Below are 21,802 nucleotides of genomic sequence, written 5' to 3'. Positions count from 1 at the left end.
GTATATAATAGAACTACAAAATGAATATCTATATTCATATAACAAAAAAGAAGGTGATGAAGATGAAAACATGGCAAGCAACTGTATTGGTCTGCGCTAGTCTGGTCTGTCTATCGGCTTGTAACAATCAGATGGAGAATCAAGCTGATAAGCAAAATGGAGACAAAAATGCACAAGTTAGCTCTCAAACTGCAAAAAAAGGAGAAGCAGTTACAGACTTTGAGCTTACGGGAGTTGATGGTAAAACTTATCGCCTATCAGATTATAAAGGCAAAAAAGTCTATCTCAAATTTTGGGCATCTTGGTGCTCTATTTGTCTAGCCAGCCTCCCTGATACCGATGAACTGGCAAAAGAAGCTGGCGATGACTTTGTCATCTTGACAGTTGTTTCTCCTGGTCAAAAAGGAGAGCAAGCAGAAGAAGCCTTCCAAAAATGGTATAAGGGTTTAGACTATAAAAATCTCCCTGTCCTTCTAGACCCTTCGGGACAACTTTTAGCGAGTTACGGAGTTCGTTCTTATCCGACTCAGGTCTTTATTGATAAAGAAGGCAAATTGGTGAAGACTCAACCAGGCTTTATGGACAAGGAAACTATTTTAGAGAATTTAAAGACTATGAATTAGAGGCTTATTATGAATGATAAATTAAAAACAATACTCTTAATTGGAGTGATCATTTGCATCATCATCGGACTTTTATTTCTTTTGGAAAAAAGGAGCGCAAGCTACACAGATACCACTCAAATTGAGAAGGCAGCAGTTAGTCAAGGGCAAAAAGTCACGAAAAAAACTCAACCAAGTAAAGATGCTGACCTACATGATATCTATCTAGCTGGAGGTTGCTTCTGGGGAGTCGAAGAGTATTTTTCACGAGTAGCGGGTGTGACAGATGCTGTTTCTGGCTATGCGAATGGTAGAGGAGAAACAACCCAGTATGAATTGATTGGCCAAACCGGGCATGCTGAGACTGTTCATGTGACCTATGACGCCAATCAAATCTCCTTAAAAGAAATCTTGCTCCATTATTTCCGTATTATCAATCCAACTAGTAAAAACAAGCAAGGTAATGACGTAGGAACCCAATATCGCACGGGAGTCTACTATACAGATGAAAAAGACCTAGAAGTCATCAATCAAGTTTTTGATCAAGTTGCTAAGAAGTACGACGAACCTATAGCGGTTGAAAAAGAAGCCTTAAGAAATTTTATCGTGGCTGAGGACTACCACCAAGACTATCTCCAGAAGAATCCTAATGGATATTGCCATATCAATGTCAATCAAGCAGCCTATCCTGTCATTGATTCTAGTAAATATCCAAAACCGAGTGACGATGAATTGAAAAAACTTCTCTCTCCTGAAGAGTATGCAGTGACTCAAAACGGTCAAACAGAACGTGCCTTTTCAAATCGTTACTGGGATAAATTTGAAGCAGGTCTTTATGTAGATGTGGCGACTGGCGAACCTCTCTTTTCTTCGAAAGATAAATTTGAATCGGGCTGTGGTTGGCCTAGTTTTACCCAGCCTATCAGTCCAGATGTTGCGACCTATAAGGAAGACAAGTCTTATAATATGGTCAGAACAGAAGTCAGAAGTAGAACTGGTGATTCCCATCTGGGACATGTTTTTACAGATGGACCTAAGGACAAGGGAGGCCTACGCTATTGTATCAATAGTCTATCCATACGTTTTATTCCTAAGGATCAAATGGAAGAAAAAGGTTATGGTTATCTGTTAGATTATGTTGAGTAAGTTTTCTCAACCATATTAGTTAAAAAAGCCAGATCTCCTGTTTGGGGTCTGGCTTTTATGGTATACTTAGGATATGCATAGAAAAACAGTGATTGATTTTAGGGCTTTGGGCGAGCGATACACCTTTATTAAGCCTATCAAAGAGTTAAAAACGAGAGATTTAGCAGAAGTAGCAGACTTGCTAGCACAGGTGGAAAGCTACCAAGAGAATGGCTATTATGTAGTTGGTTATGTCAGCTACGAGGCTGCACCTGCTTTTGAGAAAAAATTAGTAGTACACTCAGGTCCCTTGTTAGGAGAGTATCTCCTCTATTTCACCGTTCATGAAAGTGTAGAAAAATCAAGTATACCTCTGACTTATGAGGACGTAGATTTGCCGTCAAACTGGCAGGAAGTCACTTCTGCAGAGGACTATGAAAAGGCTATTGACCAGATTCATCATCATTTAAGACAAGGCGATACTTATCAGGTTAATTATACGGTTCAACTTAAACAGCATTTAAGTGATAATCCTTTTGCTATCTACAATCGTATGGTGGTAGAGCAGGAAGCAGGTTACAATGCTTATGTTGAACATGACGACATGGCAGTGATTTCCATGAGTCCAGAACTCTTTTTTGAACAAAATGGTCGTGAATTGATGACTCGTCCTATGAAGGGGACGACTAAACGTGCTCTGACTGATGCTGAAGATTTGAAAGAGGCAGCTTGGTTGGAACAAGATCCCAAAAATCGTTCAGAAAACATGATGATAGTGGACCTCTTGCGAAATGACATGAATCGTATTTCTGAGGTTGGTAGTGAGTATGTGGAGCGTTTATGCCAAGTGGAGCAGTATTCTACAGTGTGGCAGATGACTTCAACTATCAAGAGTCAGTTACGACCAGATGTTGACCTAGTTGAAATTTTCCGTTCTCTATTTCCATGTGGCTCCATCACAGGAGCTCCCAAAATAGCGACTATGGAAATTATCAAGAACTTGGAGCCGCAAGCAAGAGGAGTCTACTGTGGTACTGTTGGTCTCTTGCTTCCAAATGGACGACGGATTTTCAATGTGGCTATTCGAACTATTCAACTGCATCGAGAGAAAGCCATCTATGGAGTCGGTGGAGGCATTACATGGGATAGCACTTGGGAGTCAGAATACCGCGAAGTCCAGCAAAAAGCAGCGGTTCTTTACCGAAAACAGCCTCGTTTTCAGCTGATTACGACAGGGAAAATCAGTCAGAAAAAATTGCTCTTTGAAAAGCAACATGTAGAAAGACTGCAAAAGGCTAGTCGTTATTTTGCCTTTCCATTTGATGAAGATAGTTTGATACAAGAGATAGAGAAGGAGTGCCAGTCTTGTGACCTCCACCAAGACTATCGTTTGCGACTCAGTCTTAGCAAATCCGGAGAGGTTGAAATCGAACGACAAGTATTAACACCACTTAGTTCTAACTTCTGTCAGGCAAAACTATGTCTACAGGAGGCTGATTTGCAACAACCCTTTACCTACTTTAAAACCACACACCGACCACATTTGACAGTGGGAGAGCAGGAAATCATCTATCACACTGCTGATGGAAAATTGCTTGAAACCTCTATTGGGAATCTGGTCTTAAAAATGGATGGCAAGCTCTATACCCCACCTAGTACTCTTGGCCTGTTACCAGGGATTTATCGCCAGCATTTACTTGAAAGCAGGCAGGTAGAAGAGAAGGTCTTGACAATAGAAGATTTGGCACAAGCAGAAGCCATCTATGGCTGTAATGCAGTTAGGGGCTTGTATGAGTTGTCAGTAAAGGAGCACTAAATGAAACTCATATTTTTACACGGTTTAGGACAGTCAGCAGATAGTTGGAAAGAAGTTCAGGATTTGCTGGCAGATTATCCTTCTGAAGCCATAGAGTTATTTCCTACTGGAGTTGGGACTTATCAAGAAGCCAAAGAATGCATTTATCAGCACTTATCAGAGGAGACAGAACCTTTTGTCCTAGTCGGTTTGTCTTTAGGGGCTGCACTTGCATTAGAATTGTCAAGTTACGATCTGCCAAATCTTCAGGCCTTGGTTTTATCAGGTTGTCCATTGAAATTAGCGGGAAACATCCCTTTTTATATTCAATCTCTGATATTTAAACTACTCCCAAAAAGGATATTTGAGAAGCAGGGAGCAGACAAATCGCTTTTAGTTGGAGTATCTGAAGAATTAAAAACACTTGATTTAAGAGAGATTGCAAAGAATTGTTCATATCCAACTTTGTTAATCTGTGGTAGTCAGGATAAGCCTAATCTAAAGTCTATGAAAGGTCTGCAACAACTGATTCCAAATTCTCAGATTCAGATTATTCTTGATGGACCTCATGTTCTGAATAGGGCCAAACCAAAAGAGTTTGCAGAAATAACTAGAAGTTTTCTTGAATTGCTGAAATAAGTTTGATAAAATAATATGGAAGTTGATATTATCATAAAGGAGAAAAAGATGAGTCAAAAGATTATTGGAATTGACCTTGGTGGAACTTCTGTCAAGTTTGCAATTTTAACTCAAGAAGGAGAAATCCAAGAAAAATGGTCTATTAAGACTAACATTTTGGATGAAGGGAGCCATATCGTAGACGATATGATTGAATCAATTCAACATCGTTTGAACTTGCTTGGATTGTCAGCTACGGATTTCCAAGGGATTGGTATGGGTTCACCTGGTGTGGTTGACCGTGAAAACGGAACTGTTATCGGAGCCTACAACCTCAACTGGAAAACTCTTCAACCAATCAAAGAAAAGATGGAAAAAGCCTTGGGTATTCCATTCTTTATCGACAATGACGCTAACGTAGCTGCTCTTGGTGAGCGTTGGATGGGTGCTGGTGAAAACCAACCAGACGTTGTCTTTATGACTCTGGGTACAGGTGTTGGTGGCGGTATCGTGGCAGAAGGCAAATTGCTGCACGGTGTTGCTGGTGCTGCTGGTGAGCTTGGTCACATCACTGTTGACTTTGACCAACCAATCGCATGTACCTGTGGTAAAAAAGGCTGTCTTGAGACAGTGGCTTCAGCAACAGGTATTGTCAACTTGACTCGTCGTTACGCGGATGAATATGAAGGCGATGCAGCCTTAAAACGCTTGATTGACGACGGTGAAGAAGTAACAGCTAAAACTGTCTTTGACTTGGCAAAAGAAGGGGACGATCTTGCCTTGATCGTTTACCGTAACTTCTCACGTTACTTGGGTATTGCATGTGCCAACATCGGCTCTATCCTAAATCCATCAACGATCGTTATCGGTGGTGGTGTATCAGCTGCCGGAGACTTCCTTCTACAAGGTGTGCAAAAGGTCTATGACGAAAATACCTTCCCGCAAGTTCGCACAACAACGAAATTGGCTCTTGCGACTCTAGGAAATGACGCTGGAGTGATTGGGGCAGCATCTCTTGTCTTGCAATAAGAAGCAAAAGAAGGAGAAAATCACTATCTTGAAGCGAGTGATTTTCCTCCTTTCTTTTTTTATGCTATACTAGTTAAGAATAAACGTTGAGGTGAGAGTAAATGACAAAAGCAGATACGATTTTTAAAGAAAATATTGAGCGAATTCTCAATGAAGGAGTCTTTTCAGAACAAGCTCGTCCCAAGTATAAGGATGGAACAGTAGCTAACTCCAAGTACATTACAGGTGCTTTTGCGGAGTATGATTTGTCTAAGGGTGAATTTCCAATCACGACCTTGCGTCCAATTGCTATCAAATCAGCTATCAAAGAACTACTTTGGATCTACCAAGACCAGTCCAATAGCCTAGAAGTTCTCAATGACAAGTACAATGTTCATTACTGGAATGACTGGGAAGTTGGAGATACAGGGACAATCGGTGAGCGTTACGGGGCTGTTGTTAAAAAGCACGACATCATCAATAAAATCCTCAAGCAGTTGGAAGCTAATCCTTGGAACCGTCGCAATATCATCTCTCTCTGGGATTACCAAGCTTTTGAGGAGACTGATGGCCTTCTTCCTTGTGCCTTCCAGACCATGTTTGATGTACGTCGTGTAGATGGGGAAATTTACCTGGATGCAACCTTGACTCAGCGTTCTAACGATATGCTGGTTGCTCATCACATCAATGCCATGCAGTATGTGGCTCTTCAAATGATGATTGCCAAACACTTTGGTTGGAAAGTTGGAAAATTCTTCTATTTTATCAATAACCTTCATATCTATGACAATCAATTTGAACAAGCTCAGGAATTGCTCCGTCGTGAACCTTCAAATTGCCAACCACGTTTGGTCTTGAATGTACCAGACAAGACCAACTTCTTTGATATTAAAGCAGAAGATTTTGAGTTGGTTGACTATGATCCAGTGAAACCGCAGTTGAAGTTTGACCTAGCTATTTAATACTCTTCGAAAATCTCTTCAAACCACGTCAGCGTCGCCTTACCGTAGATATATGTAACTGACTTCGTCAGTCATATCTACAATCTACGGCTAGCTTTCTAGTTTGCTCTTTAATTTTCATTGAGTATAAAAGAATAGAAAAAAAGAAGTTGGAAATTCCAACTTCTTTTTTATTAATTAGCGTGATACGCGACGGCGAGCTGCTTTTTTACGATTTTCTTCGATGAAAGCTGCTTTTTGTTCTTCTGGTTCAATCACTTTCTTTTTGAATGCGTATACTGCACCTGCAACAGCAGCAACAGTTCCTGCAACACCTGTTACGAGACCTTTAGCAAATCCTTTAGCCATGAGTCTTCCTCCTTTTATTTATAAATCAGACGGAAATAGCTTAAGATATAGCATTTTTCTGCCTGTCTATTTTGTGATATAATAATAGTAACGAAAAAATGGGAATTTTTCAAGGAAAAACGATGAAAAGCAAAATAATTGTGATTGTTGGTCCAACTGCAGTTGGAAAGACTGCCCTAGCCATTGAAGTTGCTCAGCGATTCAATGGTGAAGTAGTCAGTGGGGATAGCCAACAAGTCTACCGAGGCCTAGATATTGGGACTGCCAAGGCTAGTCCGGAGGAGCAGGCAACTGTCCCTCATCATTTGATTGATGTGAGAGATGTAACCGAGTCTTACTCGGCTTTTGATTTTGTTTCAGAAGCTAAAGTAGCCATCGAGAATATTCAAAGTCGAGGTAAGCTTGCTATTATTGCAGGTGGGACAGGTCTTTATATCCAGAGTCTGCTAGAAGGATATCATTTAGGTGGGGAGACACCACATGAGGACATTTTAGCTTATCGTGCTAGTCTAGAGCCTTTTTCAGATGAGGAGTTAGCCCAGCTCCTAGATCAAGCAGGCCTTGAAATTCCCCAATTTAATCGTCGTCGTGCCATGCGTGCCTTGGAAATTGCCCATTTTGGTCAAGATTTGGAAAATCAAGAAAGTTTATATGATCCGCTGATTATTTGCTTGGATGATGAGCGTAGTCAGCTTTATGAGCGTATCAATCACAGAGTGGACCTGATGTTTGAAGCTGGACTTCTAGACGAAGCCAAGTGGTTGTTTGACCATTATCCAGATGTGCAGGCTGCTAAAGGAATTGGTTACAAGGAACTCTTCCCCTATTTTCGTGGAGAGCAGAGATTGGAGGAGGCTAGCGATAGTCTCAAGCAAGCGACTCGCCGATTTGCCAAGCGCCAGTTGACCTGGTTCCGTAACCGCATGCAGGTGACTTTTTATCAGATAGGAGAATCGGGTGTTAAAGAGCGTATTTTAAGCCAGATTGAGGAGTTTTTAAATGATTGAAACGGAGAAAAAAGAGGAACGAGTCCTGCTCATTGGTGTTGAGCTCCAGGGCATGGATAATTTTGACCTCTCCATGGAAGAGTTGGCTAGTCTAGCTAAGACAGCTGGAGCAGTTGTGGTAGATAGCTACAGACAAAAACGAGAAAAATACGACTCTAAGACCTTTGTCGGTTCTGGTAAGTTGGAAGAAATTGCTCAAATGGTGGACGCAGAAGAAATCACGACTGTCATCGTCAATAACCGTCTGACACCTCGACAAAATGTCAATTTAGAGGAAGTCTTAGGTGTCAAGGTCATTGACCGTATGCAGTTGATTTTAGATATCTTTGCCATGCGAGCTCGAAGCCATGAAGGTAAGCTACAAGTTCATCTTGCACAACTCAAGTATCTCTTGCCTCGTTTGGTTGGTCAGGGGATTATGCTCAGCCGTCAGGCAGGGGGAATTGGTTCCCGTGGTCCAGGTGAAAGTCAGCTGGAGCTGAACCGTCGTAGTGTTCGCAACCAGATTACAGATATCGAACGTCAACTCAAGGTGGTTGAGAAAAACCGAGCGACAGTTCGAGAAAAACGTTTGGAGTCAAGTACCTTTAAGATTGGTTTGATTGGTTACACCAATGCTGGAAAATCAACCATCATGAACACCTTGACCAGTAAGACCCAGTATGAAGCAGACGAGCTCTTTGCGACTTTAGATGCGACGACTAAGAGTATCCATCTGGGAGGCAATCTCCAAGTAACTTTGACAGATACCGTTGGCTTTATCCAAGATTTGCCGACAGAGTTGGTGTCCAGTTTCAAGTCAACCTTAGAAGAAAGCAAGCATGTGGACCTTCTGGTTCATGTTATCGATGCCAGCAATCCTTACCACGAAGAGCATGAAAAAACAGTTCTTTCCATCATGAAAGACTTGGACATGGAGGATATTCCTCGCCTGACCCTGTATAATAAAGCGGATTTGGTGGAGGATTTTACGCCGACCCAAACGCCTTATGCCCTTATTTCTGCCAAGTCTGAGGATAGTCGTGAGAATTTTCAGGCACTATTTTTAGAGAAAATCAAGGATATTTTTGAATCTTTTACCTTGCGCGTGCCTTTTTCAAAATCCTACAAGATTCATGATTTAGAAAGTGTTGCGATTTTGGAAGAACGTGATTATCAGGAGGACGGCGAAGTGATTACAGGCTACATTTCTGAAAAAAACAAATGGAGGTTAGAGGAATTTTATGACTGATATCAAAACTTTGGCTCTAAAATATGGGGGCTATACAAGTCTAGACAAGGTCTATCTAGATCAGCTTCTAGCTGGAAAGACAGAGCAGGAGCAGTTGGCACTGATCACACCTCCGCCGAGTGTAGTTAACGCCTACTTTGCTGAACTCTACCAGAAAAAGAGTCCTGAGGCTGCGACGGATTATTTTGCAGAACTCAGTCAAGAATTGAATCTTTACAATGTTGAACCAAGTTTCACCTTAGAAAGTAAGCCTTTTATTCGGCTTAATCTGTCTGGCAAATCCTTTGGTTTTTGTTATGAGAGTGAGGGTCTGGGTAGAATTTTCTCTGAAAATAAAGAGGTTATTTCAGAAGACTTGCTCTTTGAGATTGCGCAAATTTTCCCCCATCAACTAGTCTTTGAGGAGTCTGGCAAGATCTACATGAAGGCTGTCGGGGACGAGGAAGTTGTTAGCGTGGAAAATCTTACAGCTTTGACTGATTTGGAAAGTTTGGCTGATGGTCGCAAACGTCTAAAAGGCTACAGCCAAGAGGATTTATTGCAAGAAGCTGTTGCTTTTTCTGGCAAGCGCTATTTCCAATCGGAAAACCGCACTGCCATGTTATATATTGATTAATTAGAAAGTATCGAATGGATATTCAATTTTTAGGAACGGGGGCTGGCCAGCCCTCTAAAGCCCGCAACGTTTCAAGTCTCGCCCTGAAACTCTTGGACGAGATTAACGAAGTCTGGCTCTTTGACTGTGGAGAAGGTACGCAAAATCGCATTCTGGAAACCACGATTCGACCACGCAAGGTCAGCAAAATCTTTATCACACACTTGCATGGAGATCATATCTTTGGTTTGCCAGGATTCCTTTCTAGCCGCGCTTTTCAGGCCAATGAAGAGCAGACAGATTTGGAAATCTATGGTCCCCAAGGCATCAAATCTTTTGTCTTGACCAGTCTACGAGTGTCAGGTTCACGCCTGCCCTATAAGATTCATTTCCATGAGTTCAACCAAGATTCTCTAGGGAAAATTCTTGAAACCGCTAAATTTACAGTTTATGCGGAAGAGTTGGATCACACTATTTTCTGCGTGGGCTATCGTGTCATGCAAAAGGACCTAGAAGGAACCTTGGATGCTGAAAAACTCAAGGCGGCAGGTGTCCCATTTGGCCCACTTTTTGGGAAAATCAAAAACGGTCAGGATGTAGTCCTAGAGGACGGAAGAGAAATCAAGGCTTCAGACTATATCTCAGCGCCACGTCCAGGTAAGATTATTACCATTTTGGGAGATACTCGAAAAACAGATGCCAGTGTGCGTCTTGGTGTCAATGCAGATGTTCTTGTCCATGAGTCGACTTATGGCAAGGGTGATGAGAAAATCGCCCGCAATCATGGTCACTCAACCAATATGCAAGCTGCGCAGGTTGCAACAGAAGCAGGAGCCAAACGACTCTTACTCAACCATATCAGCGCCCGTTTTCTTTCAAAAGATATCAGCCAGCTAAAAAAAGATGCGGCAACAATTTTTGAAAATGTCCATGTAGTTAAAGATTTGGAAGAAGTGGAAATCTAGAAGATTGAGAAAGGAAAAGTATGTCTACTATTCTCATTACAGGTGCTAGCGGGGGTCTAGCCCAAGAAATGGTCAAACTCTTACCTCAAGACCAACTCATTTTGCTAGGTAGAAATAAGGAAAAATTAGCTCAACTATACGGAAATCGTCCTCAGGCAGAATTGATTGAAATTGATATTACCGACGCTCAAGCCTTAGAAGAACTAGTTACTGAACTCTATCAGCGTTATGGTAAGATTGATGTTTTGATTAACAACGCTGGCTACGGGATTTTTGAGGATTTTGACAAGATTTCTAATCAAGATATTCATCAAATGTTTGAGGTTAACACCTTTGCTTTGATGAATCTGTCTCGTTTGGTTGCTTCTCGTATGAAGGAGATTCGAAAAGGTCATATCATCAATATCGTCAGCATGGCAGGATTGATTGCGACTGCTAGGTCAAGTCTATATTCTGCGACCAAGTTTGCGGCCATTGGTTTTTCAAATGCTCTTCGCCTTGAGCTCATGCCCTATGGTGTCTATGTGACGACTGTTAATCCAGGACCTATCCGTACAGGATTTTTTGATCAGGCAGACCCAGATGGGACCTACCTCAAATCGGTCAATCGCTTCCTACTCGAGCCAGATGCAGTAGCTAAAAAAATTGTTAAGACCATAGGCAAAAACAAACGCGAGCTCAATCTCCCAGCCTTGCTGAATCTAGCCCATAAGTTTTATACCCTCTTTCCTAAGTTAGCAGATAAGTTGGCTGGGGAAACTTTTAATTATAAGTGAGAAAGTTGTTCCCTTGAGGAATGGCTTTTTATTTTTTTCGGTTGCTAATTTGTAGAAAAATACCACATGAAAAACAGACAGTTTATAACGATTTAGCCACTTTAAGGTATAATAGTGATAAGAAAGCAGAAAAGAGAGGATAAACTTCGAGTCTAACATAACTGAAAGTATATCTATAGCCGAAGCTTATGAAGTCAAGATAAAATAGGATTAAAAGAACTTGACCTTTTTCAGATTGATTAGACTGTAAATTGGAGTTAGGAATATTCTTAGAATAGATGAAGAAAATAAAAAATGTTAAAACATCTTGACATTTTATCTATTTGGAGTATAATAAAAAATGTAAAGGGCTCTTAACATTGTTTTAACAGATTGGAGGAACAGGACCATGAGAAAAATGGATGAAATGGACAGAGCGATTCAGCTACGTTCTGAGGAATGGGGTTATAAAACTGCTCTATTTGGCTTATGTGGATGGACAGTATTTAATATTTATCAATCTATTACAAAAGGCATTGAACTTGAAATGTTACCATGTCTGATTTTATGTTTATCTATTTCTGTTCAAGGATTTGCACAAACTGCCATAAAACAGAAAATGATTGACGGTGATGAAGATTTCAAAGAACCTAATAAACTTGTTCAAGGAATATTTTTGATTATTGTTATCCTTATCGTAGTTTTGGCGATTGGCATTTATTGTTTTCAGAAAGACTAATGCTGTATGAAAAATAATATCAAACAGTTAAGAAAGTCTGAAGGACTACGTCAGGAAGATATGGCAAGAATATTAGGCGTTAGTCGACAAACCATAATTGCTATAGAGAATGACAAGTACAATCCTACACTTGAACTAGCAATGAAAATTGCAAGATTGCTACGACTACATGTTGAAGAAATTTTCATTTTAGAAGATTAAAGATATCAGATAGCATTTATTCTAATCATCTGATTCGTAATGATAGAGAGTTTTCCAGTTCATGGAAACTCTCTTTTTAAAGCTTAAAAAGAGTCTACTCAATTTTACCCTTGTCCATCAGTATACCTATCGTAAAACTAGTATAAAAATTGCAAATAAACAGCTAAAATAGTATACTAGAACTAGCAATTATGAAAACGTTTGCTTTTCATTAATTTTAGGAGACAAGACATGGAATTAACAGCCATTTATCATAGACCAGAATCAGAGTATGCTTATCTTTACAAAGAAGGTCGGCTACATATCCGAATTAGAACAAAGAAAAATGATGTCCAGAAGGTTATCTTACACTATGGAGATCCCTTTATTTTCATTGAGGATAAGTATGAAGCCAAGAAAGAAATGACCAAAGTAACCTCAGATGCCCTATTTGACTATTGGCAGGTTACGGTATCGGTTGACTTTGCACGGATTCAGTATCTCTTTGAGCTCCTTGATGAGGAAGGTCAGGGTGTTTTTTACGGTGATAAGGGTTGCGTAGAACATACTCAAGAAAACTTGGATGCGGAAGGAAATGGCTTTAAGCTTCCTTATATTCACGAAATCGACGGATGTCAGGTTCCTGACTGGGTTTCAAATACCGTTTGGTACCAGATTTTTCCAGAACGCTTTGCCAATGGGAATCCTAAATTGACTCCTGATGGAGCTCGAGAGTGGGATGCTGGCATTGCACCTAATAGGGATGATTTTTTTGGTGGAGATTTACAAGGGATTATTGATCATTTAGACTATCTTAAAGATTTGGGAATCACTGGACTTTACCTATGTCCGATTTTTGAAGCTACAACCAATCACAAGTATGATACAACGGATTATTTTGAAATTGACCGTCACTTTGGAGACAAGGAAGTCTTTCGTAATCTAGTCGAGGAAGCCCATAAACGGGGCATTAAGGTCATGCTTGATGCGGTGTTTAATCATATCGGCTACCAGTCAGCCCAATGGCAGGATGTCTTAAAAAACGGAGAAAATTCTCCTTATAAAGATTGGTTCCATATCCAAGAATTTCCAATTACAGAAGATAAGCTTAAGAAAGCGAGAGAACTCCCTTATCATACCTTTGCCTTTGCTAGTTACATGCCTAAGTTGAATACAGCTAATCCGGAGGTTAGGGACTATCTTCTCAGTGTTGCAACTTACTGGATTGAAAATTTTGATATCGATGCTTGGCGCTTGGACGTTGCTAATGAAATTGACCATCAGTTCTGGAGAGATTTCAGAAAGGCAGTTCTCGCTAAAAAGCCTGATTTGTATATCTTAGGTGAGATCTGGCATACCTCACAACCTTGGCTACAAGGGGATGAGTTCCATGCAGTTATGAACTACCCACTCTCTGAAAGTATCAAGGATTATTTCTTGCGTCAGCGTAAAAAGACAGAGCAGTTTATTTCAGAAATCAACAGCCAGTCTATGTACTACAAGCAACAAATCTCAGAGGTGATGTTTAACCTTTTAGATTCTCATGATACAGAGCGAATCCTTACAACTGCCAAAGGAAATATCCAGCATGTCAAGGCTGCCCTGACTTTCCTCTATCTTCAAAAAGGGACCCCTTGTATCTATTATGGAACAGAGTTGGCACTAATTGGTGGACCAGACCCTGATTGCCGTCGTGTCATGCCTTGGGACCGTGTATCTGAAGACAATGACATGCTGAATTTTATGAAGAAATTAATCAAGATTCGTAAGGAATCGGCAAGTATGATTCAGCATGGAAATTATCGCTTGGAAGAAGTGGAACCAGATGTTCTTGCCTTGAGCTGGAACTACCAAGGAAAAGAAGTTCAGGCAATCTTTAATCACTCTTCTGAGAATTTTATCTTAGACAGAGATTCAGTTGACTTAGCGAGTCATTGCCAGTTTGAAGATGGTCAGCAAGTCATCTTACCAGATGGATTTGTAGTTACTATTTCTGAGTAAAAAGGATTAAAATAATGGCACTCAAGGAAGTTTATGAGTATTTTCGTCACTATGATAAGGAAACTTATCAGGTTGTCGCCTGCATGGGCAATGAACCATCGGAAGAAGATGTTCAGGATTTTGAAAATCAATACGGCATTCGTCTGCCAGAAGATTTCAGGGAATTCACCATGTCATCTCTGGGAGGTCTCTTTATGGAAGTTAGAGAAGAGCTATGGCCAAGAGCCAAGGCTTACGATGTAGCACCATTTTGGACCTTCTGTCGAGGTATTAAAGTCTTGGGAATTGCAAATGGCATCCCAGATTTCTTAGACATTCGTCTTAAAACCAAGGAATTACACGCTCTGGGTTTTGTGGATTATATTCCATTTCTGTCTATCATCGGGGATGGAGATGTGGTTTTTTGCTTTGATAAGGACAATCATATTGTAGCTCTAGATTGGTATAATAGTGGCGAATCGGAAGAGCTTGAATGTGATTTTTCAGAACTTTTACTCCATCAAATTGCCGAGCTAGAAGAGCGTAAAAATGAGATGGTCAAGATGTTAAAAGAAGGATAATCAGTAATCGAAGGTAAATTCAGAATAGTTTTTCAGTAACAGCTGTTTCTATAAGTGAAACAGCTGTTTTGACGTATTTTTCTAAATGTACATTCAGATTTTTATTATTTTCTACAAAATATAGAAAAAACAATCAAAAGTATGATTTTTACAGTCATAGTATTGAAGTTTCCTATATTATTTTATAAAATAGAAGTAATAATTACAAAATAAGTATAGCGCTTTCAACAAAAATGGAAGCGGTTACTTAACAAGGAGAACCCTATGGGAAAAGATTATTGGAATCGCAAAAGTATCTATAGCATCCGTAAATTTACGGTAGGAACATGCTCAGTGCTTATCGGGACTTGCTCTGTTTTATTTGGAGCAAATCTAGCAGGTGTAAATTCTGTATCTGCAGATGAGACACCAGTCGCTGTTGCTACAGAAAAAGTGGAGAAAGAAACTCCTAAAGAGGAAGCTGTAGATTCAAAAGCTTCTGAACAACCTGTAACAACAGAAACTGTTAACAGTGAAGCAGTAGAAACTAATCATGAAGTAGAGAAAAAAGTGGAAACCCCAACTACTGAGACTACTCCTGAGAAAAAAGAAACCTCTGATGTAGAAAAGCAAGCTCCAGCTGTGACTCAGGATCAATCTGCTCAAACAGAAAAACCAGAGCTCAAACCTGCAACTAATGATGAGGTAAAACAGTTGATTGAGGATAGAAAAGTAGAATTCAACCAAAACTGGCATTTTAAGCTCAATGCCAATGCTAAAGATGCGGTCAAGCCAGATGCCGATGTTTCTAGTTGGAAGAAATTAGACCTTCCTCATGATTGGAGTATCTACAATGACTTTGACCATGACTCACCTGCCCAAAACGAAGGTGGGCAACTCAATGGTGGTGATGCTTGGTATCGTAAGACCTTTAAACTCGATGAAGAAGACCTCAATAAGAATGTACGTATCACATTTGACGGGGTTTACATGGATTCTCAGGTTTATGTAAATGGACAGCTAGTTGGTCACTATCCAAATGGTTACAACCAATTCTCATATGACATCACTGAGTATCTCCATAAAGACGGTCGCGAGAATGTCGTAGCAGTGCATGCCATCAACAAACAACCAAGTAGCCGTTGGTACTCAGGAAGCGGGATTTACCGTGATGTTACCCTTCAAGTCACAGATAAGGTCCATACTGAGAAAAATGGAACAACTATCTTAACTCCAGACCTTGAAAAACAACAAAATGGTAAGGTAGATACTCATGTAACAAGTAAGATCGTCAATACTGATGATAAAGATCATGAAATTCTTGCTGAATACCAAATTATCGAACGTAATGGTCAAGCTGTAACGGACCTAGTTCGTACAGCTAGTCAAGTATTGAAAGCTCATCAATCAGCTAGCTTGAATGCTATTTTACAAGTTGATAAACCAAAACTTTGGACAGTTCATAGCGACAAGCCTGCCCTTTACGAATTGGTGACACGTGTTTATCGTGATGGTCAATTGGTCGATGCTAAGAAGGACTTGTTCGGTTACCGTTACTATAACTGGACTCCAAATGAAGGCTTCTCTTTGAATGGTGAACGCATTAAATTCCATGGGGTTTCTCTTCACCATGACCATGGAGCTCTTGGAGCTGAAGAAAACTATAAGGCAGAATACCGTCGTCTGAAACAGATGAAGGATATGGGTGTAAACTCTATCCGTACAACTCACAACCCAGCTAGTGAGCAAACTTTACAAATCGCTGCTGAGCTTGGTTTGTTGGTCCAAGAAGAAGCTTTCGATACTTGGTATGGTGGTAAGAAACAGTATGACTACGGTCGCTTCTTTGACAAAGATGCTACTCACCCAGACGCTAAGAAAGGTGAAAAATGGTCTGATTTTGACCTTCGTACCATGGTTGAACGAGGAAAGAACAACCCTGCTATCGTCATGTGGTCTATCGGTAATGAAATCGGTGAAGCAGACGGGAAACCACGTTCTCTAGCAACTGTTAAACGCTTGGTTCAAGTTATTAAGGCTGTTGATAAGACACGCTATGTCACTATGGGAGCAGATAAGTTCCGTTTTGGTGATGGTAGTGGTGACCATGAAAAGATTGCCAATGAACTTGACGCGGTTGGATTTAACTATTCAGAAGACAACTACAAGAAACTTCGTGCGAAACATCCAAATTGGTTGATTTACGGTTCTGAAACTTCCTCAGCTACTCGTACACGTGGAAGTTATTTCCGCCCAGAACGTGAATTGGTACATAGCAATCAAGCTTACCGTCATTATGAGCAATCAGACTACGGTAACGACCGTGTTGGTTGGGGTAAAACAGCTACTGCATCTTGGACTTTTGACCGTGACAATGCTGGCTATGCAGGTCAGTTCATCTGGACAGGTACTGACTATATCGGTGAACCTACTCCATGGCACAACCAAAACCAAACTCCAGTTAAGAGTTCTTACTTTGGTATCGTAGATACAGCTGGTATTCCAAAGAATGATTACTACTTGTACCAAAGCCAATGGGTTTCTGCTGAGAAGAAACCAATGGTTCATCTCCTTCCTCACTGGAATTGGGAAAATCCTACTCTAAAAGCGAATGTAGCGGATGCAGATGGTAATATTCCAGTCCGTGCCTATTCTAATGCGGCAAGTGTAGAACTATTCTTGAATGGTAATACTCTAGGCAAGAAGACATTTACTAAAAAACAAACAAGCGATGGACGCACTTACCAAGAAGGTGCTAATGCGAATGAGCTCTACCTTGAATGGAAGGTTGCTTTTGAACCAGGGACATTAGAAGCAGTAGCTCGTGATGAAGCTGGAAATATTATTGCTCGTGATAAGATTGTGACTGCTGGCGAACCTGCAGGGGTTCGTTTGGTCAAAGAAGAAAATGCTATCGCAGCTGACGGAAAAGACCTCACTTATATCTATTACGAAATTGTTGACAGTAAAGGTAACGTAGTTCCTACAGCCAATAATCTTGTTCGCTTCCAGTTGCATGGACAAGGTCAGATTGTCGGTGTGGATAACGGGGAACAAGCCAGCCGTGAACGTTACAAAGAACAAGCAGATGGTTCATGGATTCGAAAAGCCTTTAATGGTAAGGGTGTTGTGATTGTCAAATCAACTGAGCAAGCAGGTAAATTCACCTTGACTGCTCACTCTGATTTCTTGAAATCTGGTCAGACAACTATCTTCACAGGTAAGAAAGACCAAGAGGAAAAAACTGTTTTAGGTACAGAGGTGCCTAAAGTACGTACAGTAATCGGTCAAGCAGCTAAAATGCCTTCAAAAGTAGGATTTATCTACAGTGATGGCAGCCGTGCAAAACTTCCAGTAGAATGGTCAGCAGTTGATGTAAATGAACCTGGTATTTTCACTGTTAAAGGTGTGGCAGATGGTCGTGATGTAGAAGCGCGTGTTGAAGTCTTGGCACTCGAAGCAGAATTGCCTGTAGTTAAGAGAATTGCACCAACTACAGATCTAAGTACGGTTGATCCATCTGTTACCTATGTTTTGTCAGATGGTACTGTAGGAAGCTATGACGTTGATAAGTGGGAAGTTGCAGCTGAAGATCAAGCTAAACTAGCTATCCCAGGTTCTCGCATTCAGGTTAAAGGAATATCAGGAGATGATGAAATCTCTGCTACATTCGTAGTTGCCGAAGGTCAAGCTGCTGGTCCAGTAGTACCGACTGTAACAGTAGCAGACCAAGCAGTAGAAGGTCTCTCAACTGATCAACCAGTTCTATACCATAAACTTGCTTATGGAACTGCTTTACCTGAAGTCAAAGCTTTAGCTGAAAATGCTCAAGTAACAGTTATTCAAGCTAACGAAGCAAATGGTATGCGTGCAAGCATTTATGTTCAACCAAATGATGGTGGAGCACTTCAAACGTATGCTATCCAATTCTTACAAGAAGCTCCGCAGATTGAACGTTTGAGCCTAGAAGTAGAAAATGCAGATGCACTGAAAGAAGACCAAACAGTTGGTATCAAGGTATTTGCTCACTATCAAGATGGTACTCAGGCAGTCTTGAAAGCCGATAAGGTGACCTTCTCAACTACAGGTGAAGGAGACGTAACTGTTCGTAAAGGTATGCTTGAATTGCACAAACCTGGTCAAGTAACTCTGAAATCTCAATTTGAAGGAGCTGAAGGTCAGATTGACTTGAACATTCAAGCAAATACTGAAAACAAAGTCGTCCAAGCCATTCGTCCAGTTAGCGTCGTGACAGGTTTGAACCAAGAACCAAGTCTCCCTGATACTGTAACCGTAGAGTACGATAAAGGATTTCCAAAAGTTCACAAGGTGACTTGGCAAGCAGTTGCTAAGGAAGACCTTGCTAAATACCATAGTTTTGAAGTCCTAGGTAAAGTTGAAGGAATTGAGAAAGAAGCACATGCTAAGGTATCTGTCGAAGGTATCATTGCTGTCGAAGAAGTGAGCGTAACTACTCCAGTTGCAGAAGCTCCTCAACTACCAGAGAGCGTTCGTACTTACCACTCAAATGGCCAAGTCTCTTCAGCTAAAGTAACTTGGGACGCAATTGAACCAAGCCAATACGCGCAAGAAGGCAAGTTTACTGTGACAGGACATGTCGAAGGTACTCAACTACCAACTAAACTTCATCTTCGTGTGTCTGCTCAGACAGAAACTGGTGCTAATATTTCTGACCAGTGGACTGGTTCAGAATTGCCACTTGCCTTTGCATCAGACTCAAATCCAAGTGACTCAGTAGCTAATGTCAATGACAAACTAATCTCATATAACAATCAACCAGCAAACCGCTGGACAAACTGGAACCGTACAAGTGAAGCATCCGTGGGAATTCTCTTTGGTGACTCTGGTATCATGTCTAAACGTTCAGTGGATAACCTCAATGTTGCCTTCCACGAAGACCACGGTGTTGGTGCACCTAAGTCTTATGTCATCGAATACTATGTAGGAAAAGATGTACCAACAGTTCCTAAAAATCCAAGCTTTGTAGCTAGTGAAGACCACGTCTTTAACGATGACAATAATTGGAAACAAGTGACAAATCTTAAAGCTCCAGATCAAGTGAGAGCTGGAGAAATGACTCACTTTAGCTTTGATAAAGTCAATACTTATGCGGTTCGTATCCGTATGGTTAGACCAGATGGTAAATGGGGTACTTCCATTACAGAAATTCAAATCTTCTCTAAACAAGTAGCTGCAGCTAAGAAAGCTCAAGCTCAAATCCAAGTAGATGGAAAAGATTTGCCAAACTTTAACCCTGGCTTGACTGACTATTATCTAGAAGCTAAAGAAGACCAAGCACCGACTGTAACAGCAAGTGTATCAGATAATGGTATTGCTACAGTGATTCCAAGCGTTCGTGAAGGGGATCCAGTTCGTGTTGTCGTTAAGGCTGAAAACGGAGATATTCTAGGTGAATACCGTCTCCACTTTACAAATGATAAAGACTTGCTAGCAAGTAAACCTGTTGTTGCTGTGAAATCATCACGCTTGGTTGCTATGGGCCATACTCTTGAGTTACCTGCGAAAGTCGCTGTTTACTTCACAGGTAAAGATGGCTATGAAGTCAAAGACTTGGCAGTTGAATGGGATGAAGTTCCAGCTGAAAATCTAGCGAATGCAGGTGAATTTACAGTTCGTGGTCGCGTTTTAGGTACTGATTTGAATGCCGAAGTAGCAGTACGTGTGACTGATAAACTCGGTGAAAACCTATCAGACAACCCAGACTTCGACGACGATAGCAACCGTTCATTTGCCTCAGCAACTAACGATATTGATCCAAACTCTCATGACCGTGTAGACTATGTTAACGATGGCTCAGACGATGAAACCCGTCGTTGGACCAACTGGTCTCCAACTCCATCTGAAAATCCAGAAGTCTCAGTAGGGGTTATCTTCAGAGAAAATGGTAAGATTGTTGAACGTACAGTAGCTGAAGGAAGCATTCGCTTCTTTGCAGATGGTGGAACAGACGCCCCTTCTAAACTAGTCTTAGAGCGCTATGTGGGACCAGAATTTGCCTCACCAGAATACTACTCTAACTACCAACCATACGATCCAGAACATCCATTTAACACTCCTTCTAACTGGGAGAAAGTTGAATACCGTGCGGATCAAGAAATTCAAGCAGGTACTGATATCCATGTAACCTTTGCTCCAGTCAAAGCTAAGGCGATGAGATGGCGCATGGAAAGAAAAGCAGATACCAAGGGTGTAGCTATTACAGAAATGGCCTTCATCGCACCAAGTGAAGCACCTAAAGACAATACAGCTTCTAAACTTCTAGTAGATGGAAAAGAGCTTGCTGACTTCTCTGAAGCTCGTGTGGATTACCAAGTAACCTATAGTGGAAACCGTCCTAAAGTGACCGTTGAAGCTGGTGAAAACGTAGCGGCAACAGTTGTCGATAGTGGTGACGATAAACTTCCAGTCTTGGTACGTCTCGTTTCAGAAAGTGGTAAACACGTCAAGGAATACCGTATCCAATTGACTAAGGCAGATGCTGAAAGTGCTAAGACAGAACCAGCAGTTCACGAAGTTCCAGAGTTCACAGGTGGTGTGAATGGAGAAGAACCAGCTGTACATGAAGTTCCAGAGTTCACAGGCGGTGTGAATGGAGAAGAACCAGCTGTACATGAAATTCCAGAGTTCACAGGCGGTGTGAATGGAGAAGAACCAGCTGTATACGAAGTTCCAGAATACACTGGAGGCGTGAATGGAGTTGAAGCAGCAGTTCACGAAGTTCCAGAATATAATGGAGGAGCGAAAGTAGTCGAACCAGCAGTTCACGAAGTTCCAGAATACACTGGTGGTGTGAATGCAGTCGAAGCAGCGGTTAACGATGTGCCAGAGTACAAAGGTGGAGCCAATGCAGTCGAAGCAGCGGTGAACGAAGTTCCAGAATATACTGGTGGCCTGAACGCAGCCGAAGCAGCGGTCAATGAAGTACCAGAGTACAAAGATGAGCAGTCGATTGTAGCCCTCGCTATGTCACAAGATAAGACTTATCAGGCGCCTGCAAGTCGTCAACATATTCTCCCTGAAACAGGTACTAAGGAAAATGCAACCCTTGCAACAGCAGGTGTTGTGGGAGCGCTTCTTGGACTCTTTGCAATGGGAAAGAAGAAAGACGAAGAATAAAATAATCTGACAGTATTTAGATTATAGAGATTGGACAAGAAAACAATCTCAACTATAAAAAGTGGACAAACTAGTTTCAAGAAACAGAACTAGATCTTGTCCGCTTTTTTATGTTTTATATTTAGGGATTAACTTTCTTTCTATTATTAAAAGAGTTATAATAAGGGTGAAATA

16 protein-coding genes and 2 pseudogenes are annotated in these 21,802 nt (G+C 41.0%); 17 read left to right on the top strand and 1 reads right to left on the bottom strand.

The window, feature by feature from the left end; translation table 11 throughout:
• The first annotated feature begins 62 nt into the window (after positions 1–62).
• The 6 genes from HW271_RS06190 to HW271_RS06165 all read left to right on the top strand — a co-directional run bounded on the left by HW271_RS06190 (position 63) and on the right by HW271_RS06165 (position 6,110).
• Positions 63–623: a TlpA disulfide reductase family protein gene (locus HW271_RS06190; protein WP_178895289.1), complete on the top strand. Its 561-nt coding sequence runs from the start codon at positions 63–65 to the stop codon at positions 621–623.
• A 9-nt stretch (positions 624–632) separates the two neighbouring features.
• The gene (msrB, locus tag HW271_RS06185) at positions 633–1,748 is read left to right on the top strand and encodes a peptide-methionine (R)-S-oxide reductase MsrB (protein WP_178895288.1); all 1,116 of its coding nucleotides are present in this window, start codon (positions 633–635) and stop codon (positions 1,746–1,748) included.
• Between the two features lie 73 nt (positions 1,749–1,821).
• Complete coding sequence (gene pabB, locus HW271_RS06180) at positions 1,822–3,543, top strand: aminodeoxychorismate synthase component I (protein WP_178895287.1); 1,722 nt, start codon at positions 1,822–1,824, stop codon at positions 3,541–3,543.
• Positions 3,544–4,161: an alpha/beta fold hydrolase gene (locus tag HW271_RS06175; protein WP_178895286.1), complete on the top strand. Its 618-nt coding sequence runs from the start codon at positions 3,544–3,546 to the stop codon at positions 4,159–4,161.
• A 48-nt stretch (positions 4,162–4,209) separates the two neighbouring features.
• The gene (locus HW271_RS06170; RefSeq protein WP_178895285.1) at positions 4,210–5,169 is read left to right on the top strand and encodes an ROK family glucokinase; all 960 of its coding nucleotides are present in this window, start codon (positions 4,210–4,212) and stop codon (positions 5,167–5,169) included.
• 101 nt (positions 5,170–5,270) lie between these two features.
• Positions 5,271–6,110, top strand: coding sequence for a thymidylate synthase (locus tag HW271_RS06165; protein ID WP_178895284.1), 840 nt, complete (start codon positions 5,271–5,273; stop codon positions 6,108–6,110).
• Between the two features lie 177 nt (positions 6,111–6,287).
• On the opposite strand, the gene HW271_RS06160 is transcribed toward HW271_RS06165, so the two are convergent.
• The gene (locus HW271_RS06160) at positions 6,288–6,458 is read right to left on the bottom strand and encodes a DUF3042 family protein (protein WP_001051780.1); all 171 of its coding nucleotides are present in this window, start codon (positions 6,456–6,458) and stop codon (positions 6,288–6,290) included.
• Between the two features lie 122 nt (positions 6,459–6,580).
• Between HW271_RS06160 and miaA the strand changes: the two genes are divergently transcribed.
• The 11 genes and pseudogenes from miaA to HW271_RS06110 all read left to right on the top strand — a co-directional run.
• The gene (miaA, locus tag HW271_RS06155) at positions 6,581–7,465 is read left to right on the top strand and encodes a tRNA (adenosine(37)-N6)-dimethylallyltransferase MiaA (protein ID WP_178895283.1); all 885 of its coding nucleotides are present in this window, start codon (positions 6,581–6,583) and stop codon (positions 7,463–7,465) included.
• Positions 7,458–8,696: a GTPase HflX gene (hflX, locus tag HW271_RS06150; RefSeq protein WP_178895282.1), complete on the top strand. Its 1,239-nt coding sequence runs from the start codon at positions 7,458–7,460 to the stop codon at positions 8,694–8,696. Before miaA ends, hflX begins: the two co-directional genes overlap by 8 nt.
• Positions 8,689–9,312 (top strand): cystathionine beta-lyase, encoded by a 624-nt coding sequence (locus HW271_RS06145; protein ID WP_178895281.1) that lies wholly within the window; start codon positions 8,689–8,691, stop codon positions 9,310–9,312. Before hflX ends, HW271_RS06145 begins: the two co-directional genes overlap by 8 nt.
• Before the next feature lie 14 nt (positions 9,313–9,326).
• A complete protein-coding gene (gene rnz, locus HW271_RS06140) occupies positions 9,327–10,256 on the top strand; it encodes a ribonuclease Z (protein WP_178895280.1) in 930 nt (309 codons plus the stop codon).
• A gap of 20 nt (positions 10,257–10,276) precedes the next feature.
• Positions 10,277–11,032, top strand: coding sequence for an SDR family oxidoreductase (locus tag HW271_RS06135; protein WP_178895279.1), 756 nt, complete (start codon positions 10,277–10,279; stop codon positions 11,030–11,032).
• Between the two features lie 388 nt (positions 11,033–11,420).
• Positions 11,421–11,750 carry a hypothetical protein gene (locus HW271_RS06130; protein WP_006152229.1) on the top strand — a complete coding sequence of 110 codons (330 nt, stop codon included), beginning with the start codon at positions 11,421–11,423 and terminating at the stop codon, positions 11,748–11,750.
• A 6-nt stretch (positions 11,751–11,756) separates the two neighbouring features.
• Complete coding sequence (locus tag HW271_RS06125; RefSeq protein WP_006150191.1) at positions 11,757–11,951, top strand: helix-turn-helix transcriptional regulator; 195 nt, start codon at positions 11,757–11,759, stop codon at positions 11,949–11,951.
• Between the two features lie 231 nt (positions 11,952–12,182).
• Positions 12,183–13,931, top strand: coding sequence for a glycoside hydrolase family 13 protein (locus HW271_RS06120; RefSeq protein WP_178895278.1), 1,749 nt, complete (start codon positions 12,183–12,185; stop codon positions 13,929–13,931).
• A 14-nt stretch (positions 13,932–13,945) separates the two neighbouring features.
• Positions 13,946–14,491, top strand: a complete 546-nt coding sequence (locus HW271_RS06115) for an SMI1/KNR4 family protein (protein WP_178895277.1) — start codon at positions 13,946–13,948, stop codon at positions 14,489–14,491.
• 264 nt (positions 14,492–14,755) lie between these two features.
• Positions 14,756–14,903: pseudogene (locus tag HW271_RS08870) on the top strand (YSIRK-type signal peptide-containing protein); the annotation flags it as partial.
• 251 nt (positions 14,904–15,154) lie between these two features.
• Positions 15,155–21,628 (top strand): annotated as a pseudogene (locus HW271_RS06110) (SIALI-17 repeat-containing surface protein); the annotation flags it as partial.
• Positions 21,629–21,802 lie beyond the last annotated feature (174 nt).

The organism is Streptococcus sp. oral taxon 061 (assembly GCF_013394695.1).
Taxonomy (GTDB): Bacteria; Bacillota; Bacilli; order Lactobacillales; family Streptococcaceae; genus Streptococcus.
This window is presented reverse-complemented; position numbering and strand designations above follow the sequence as displayed.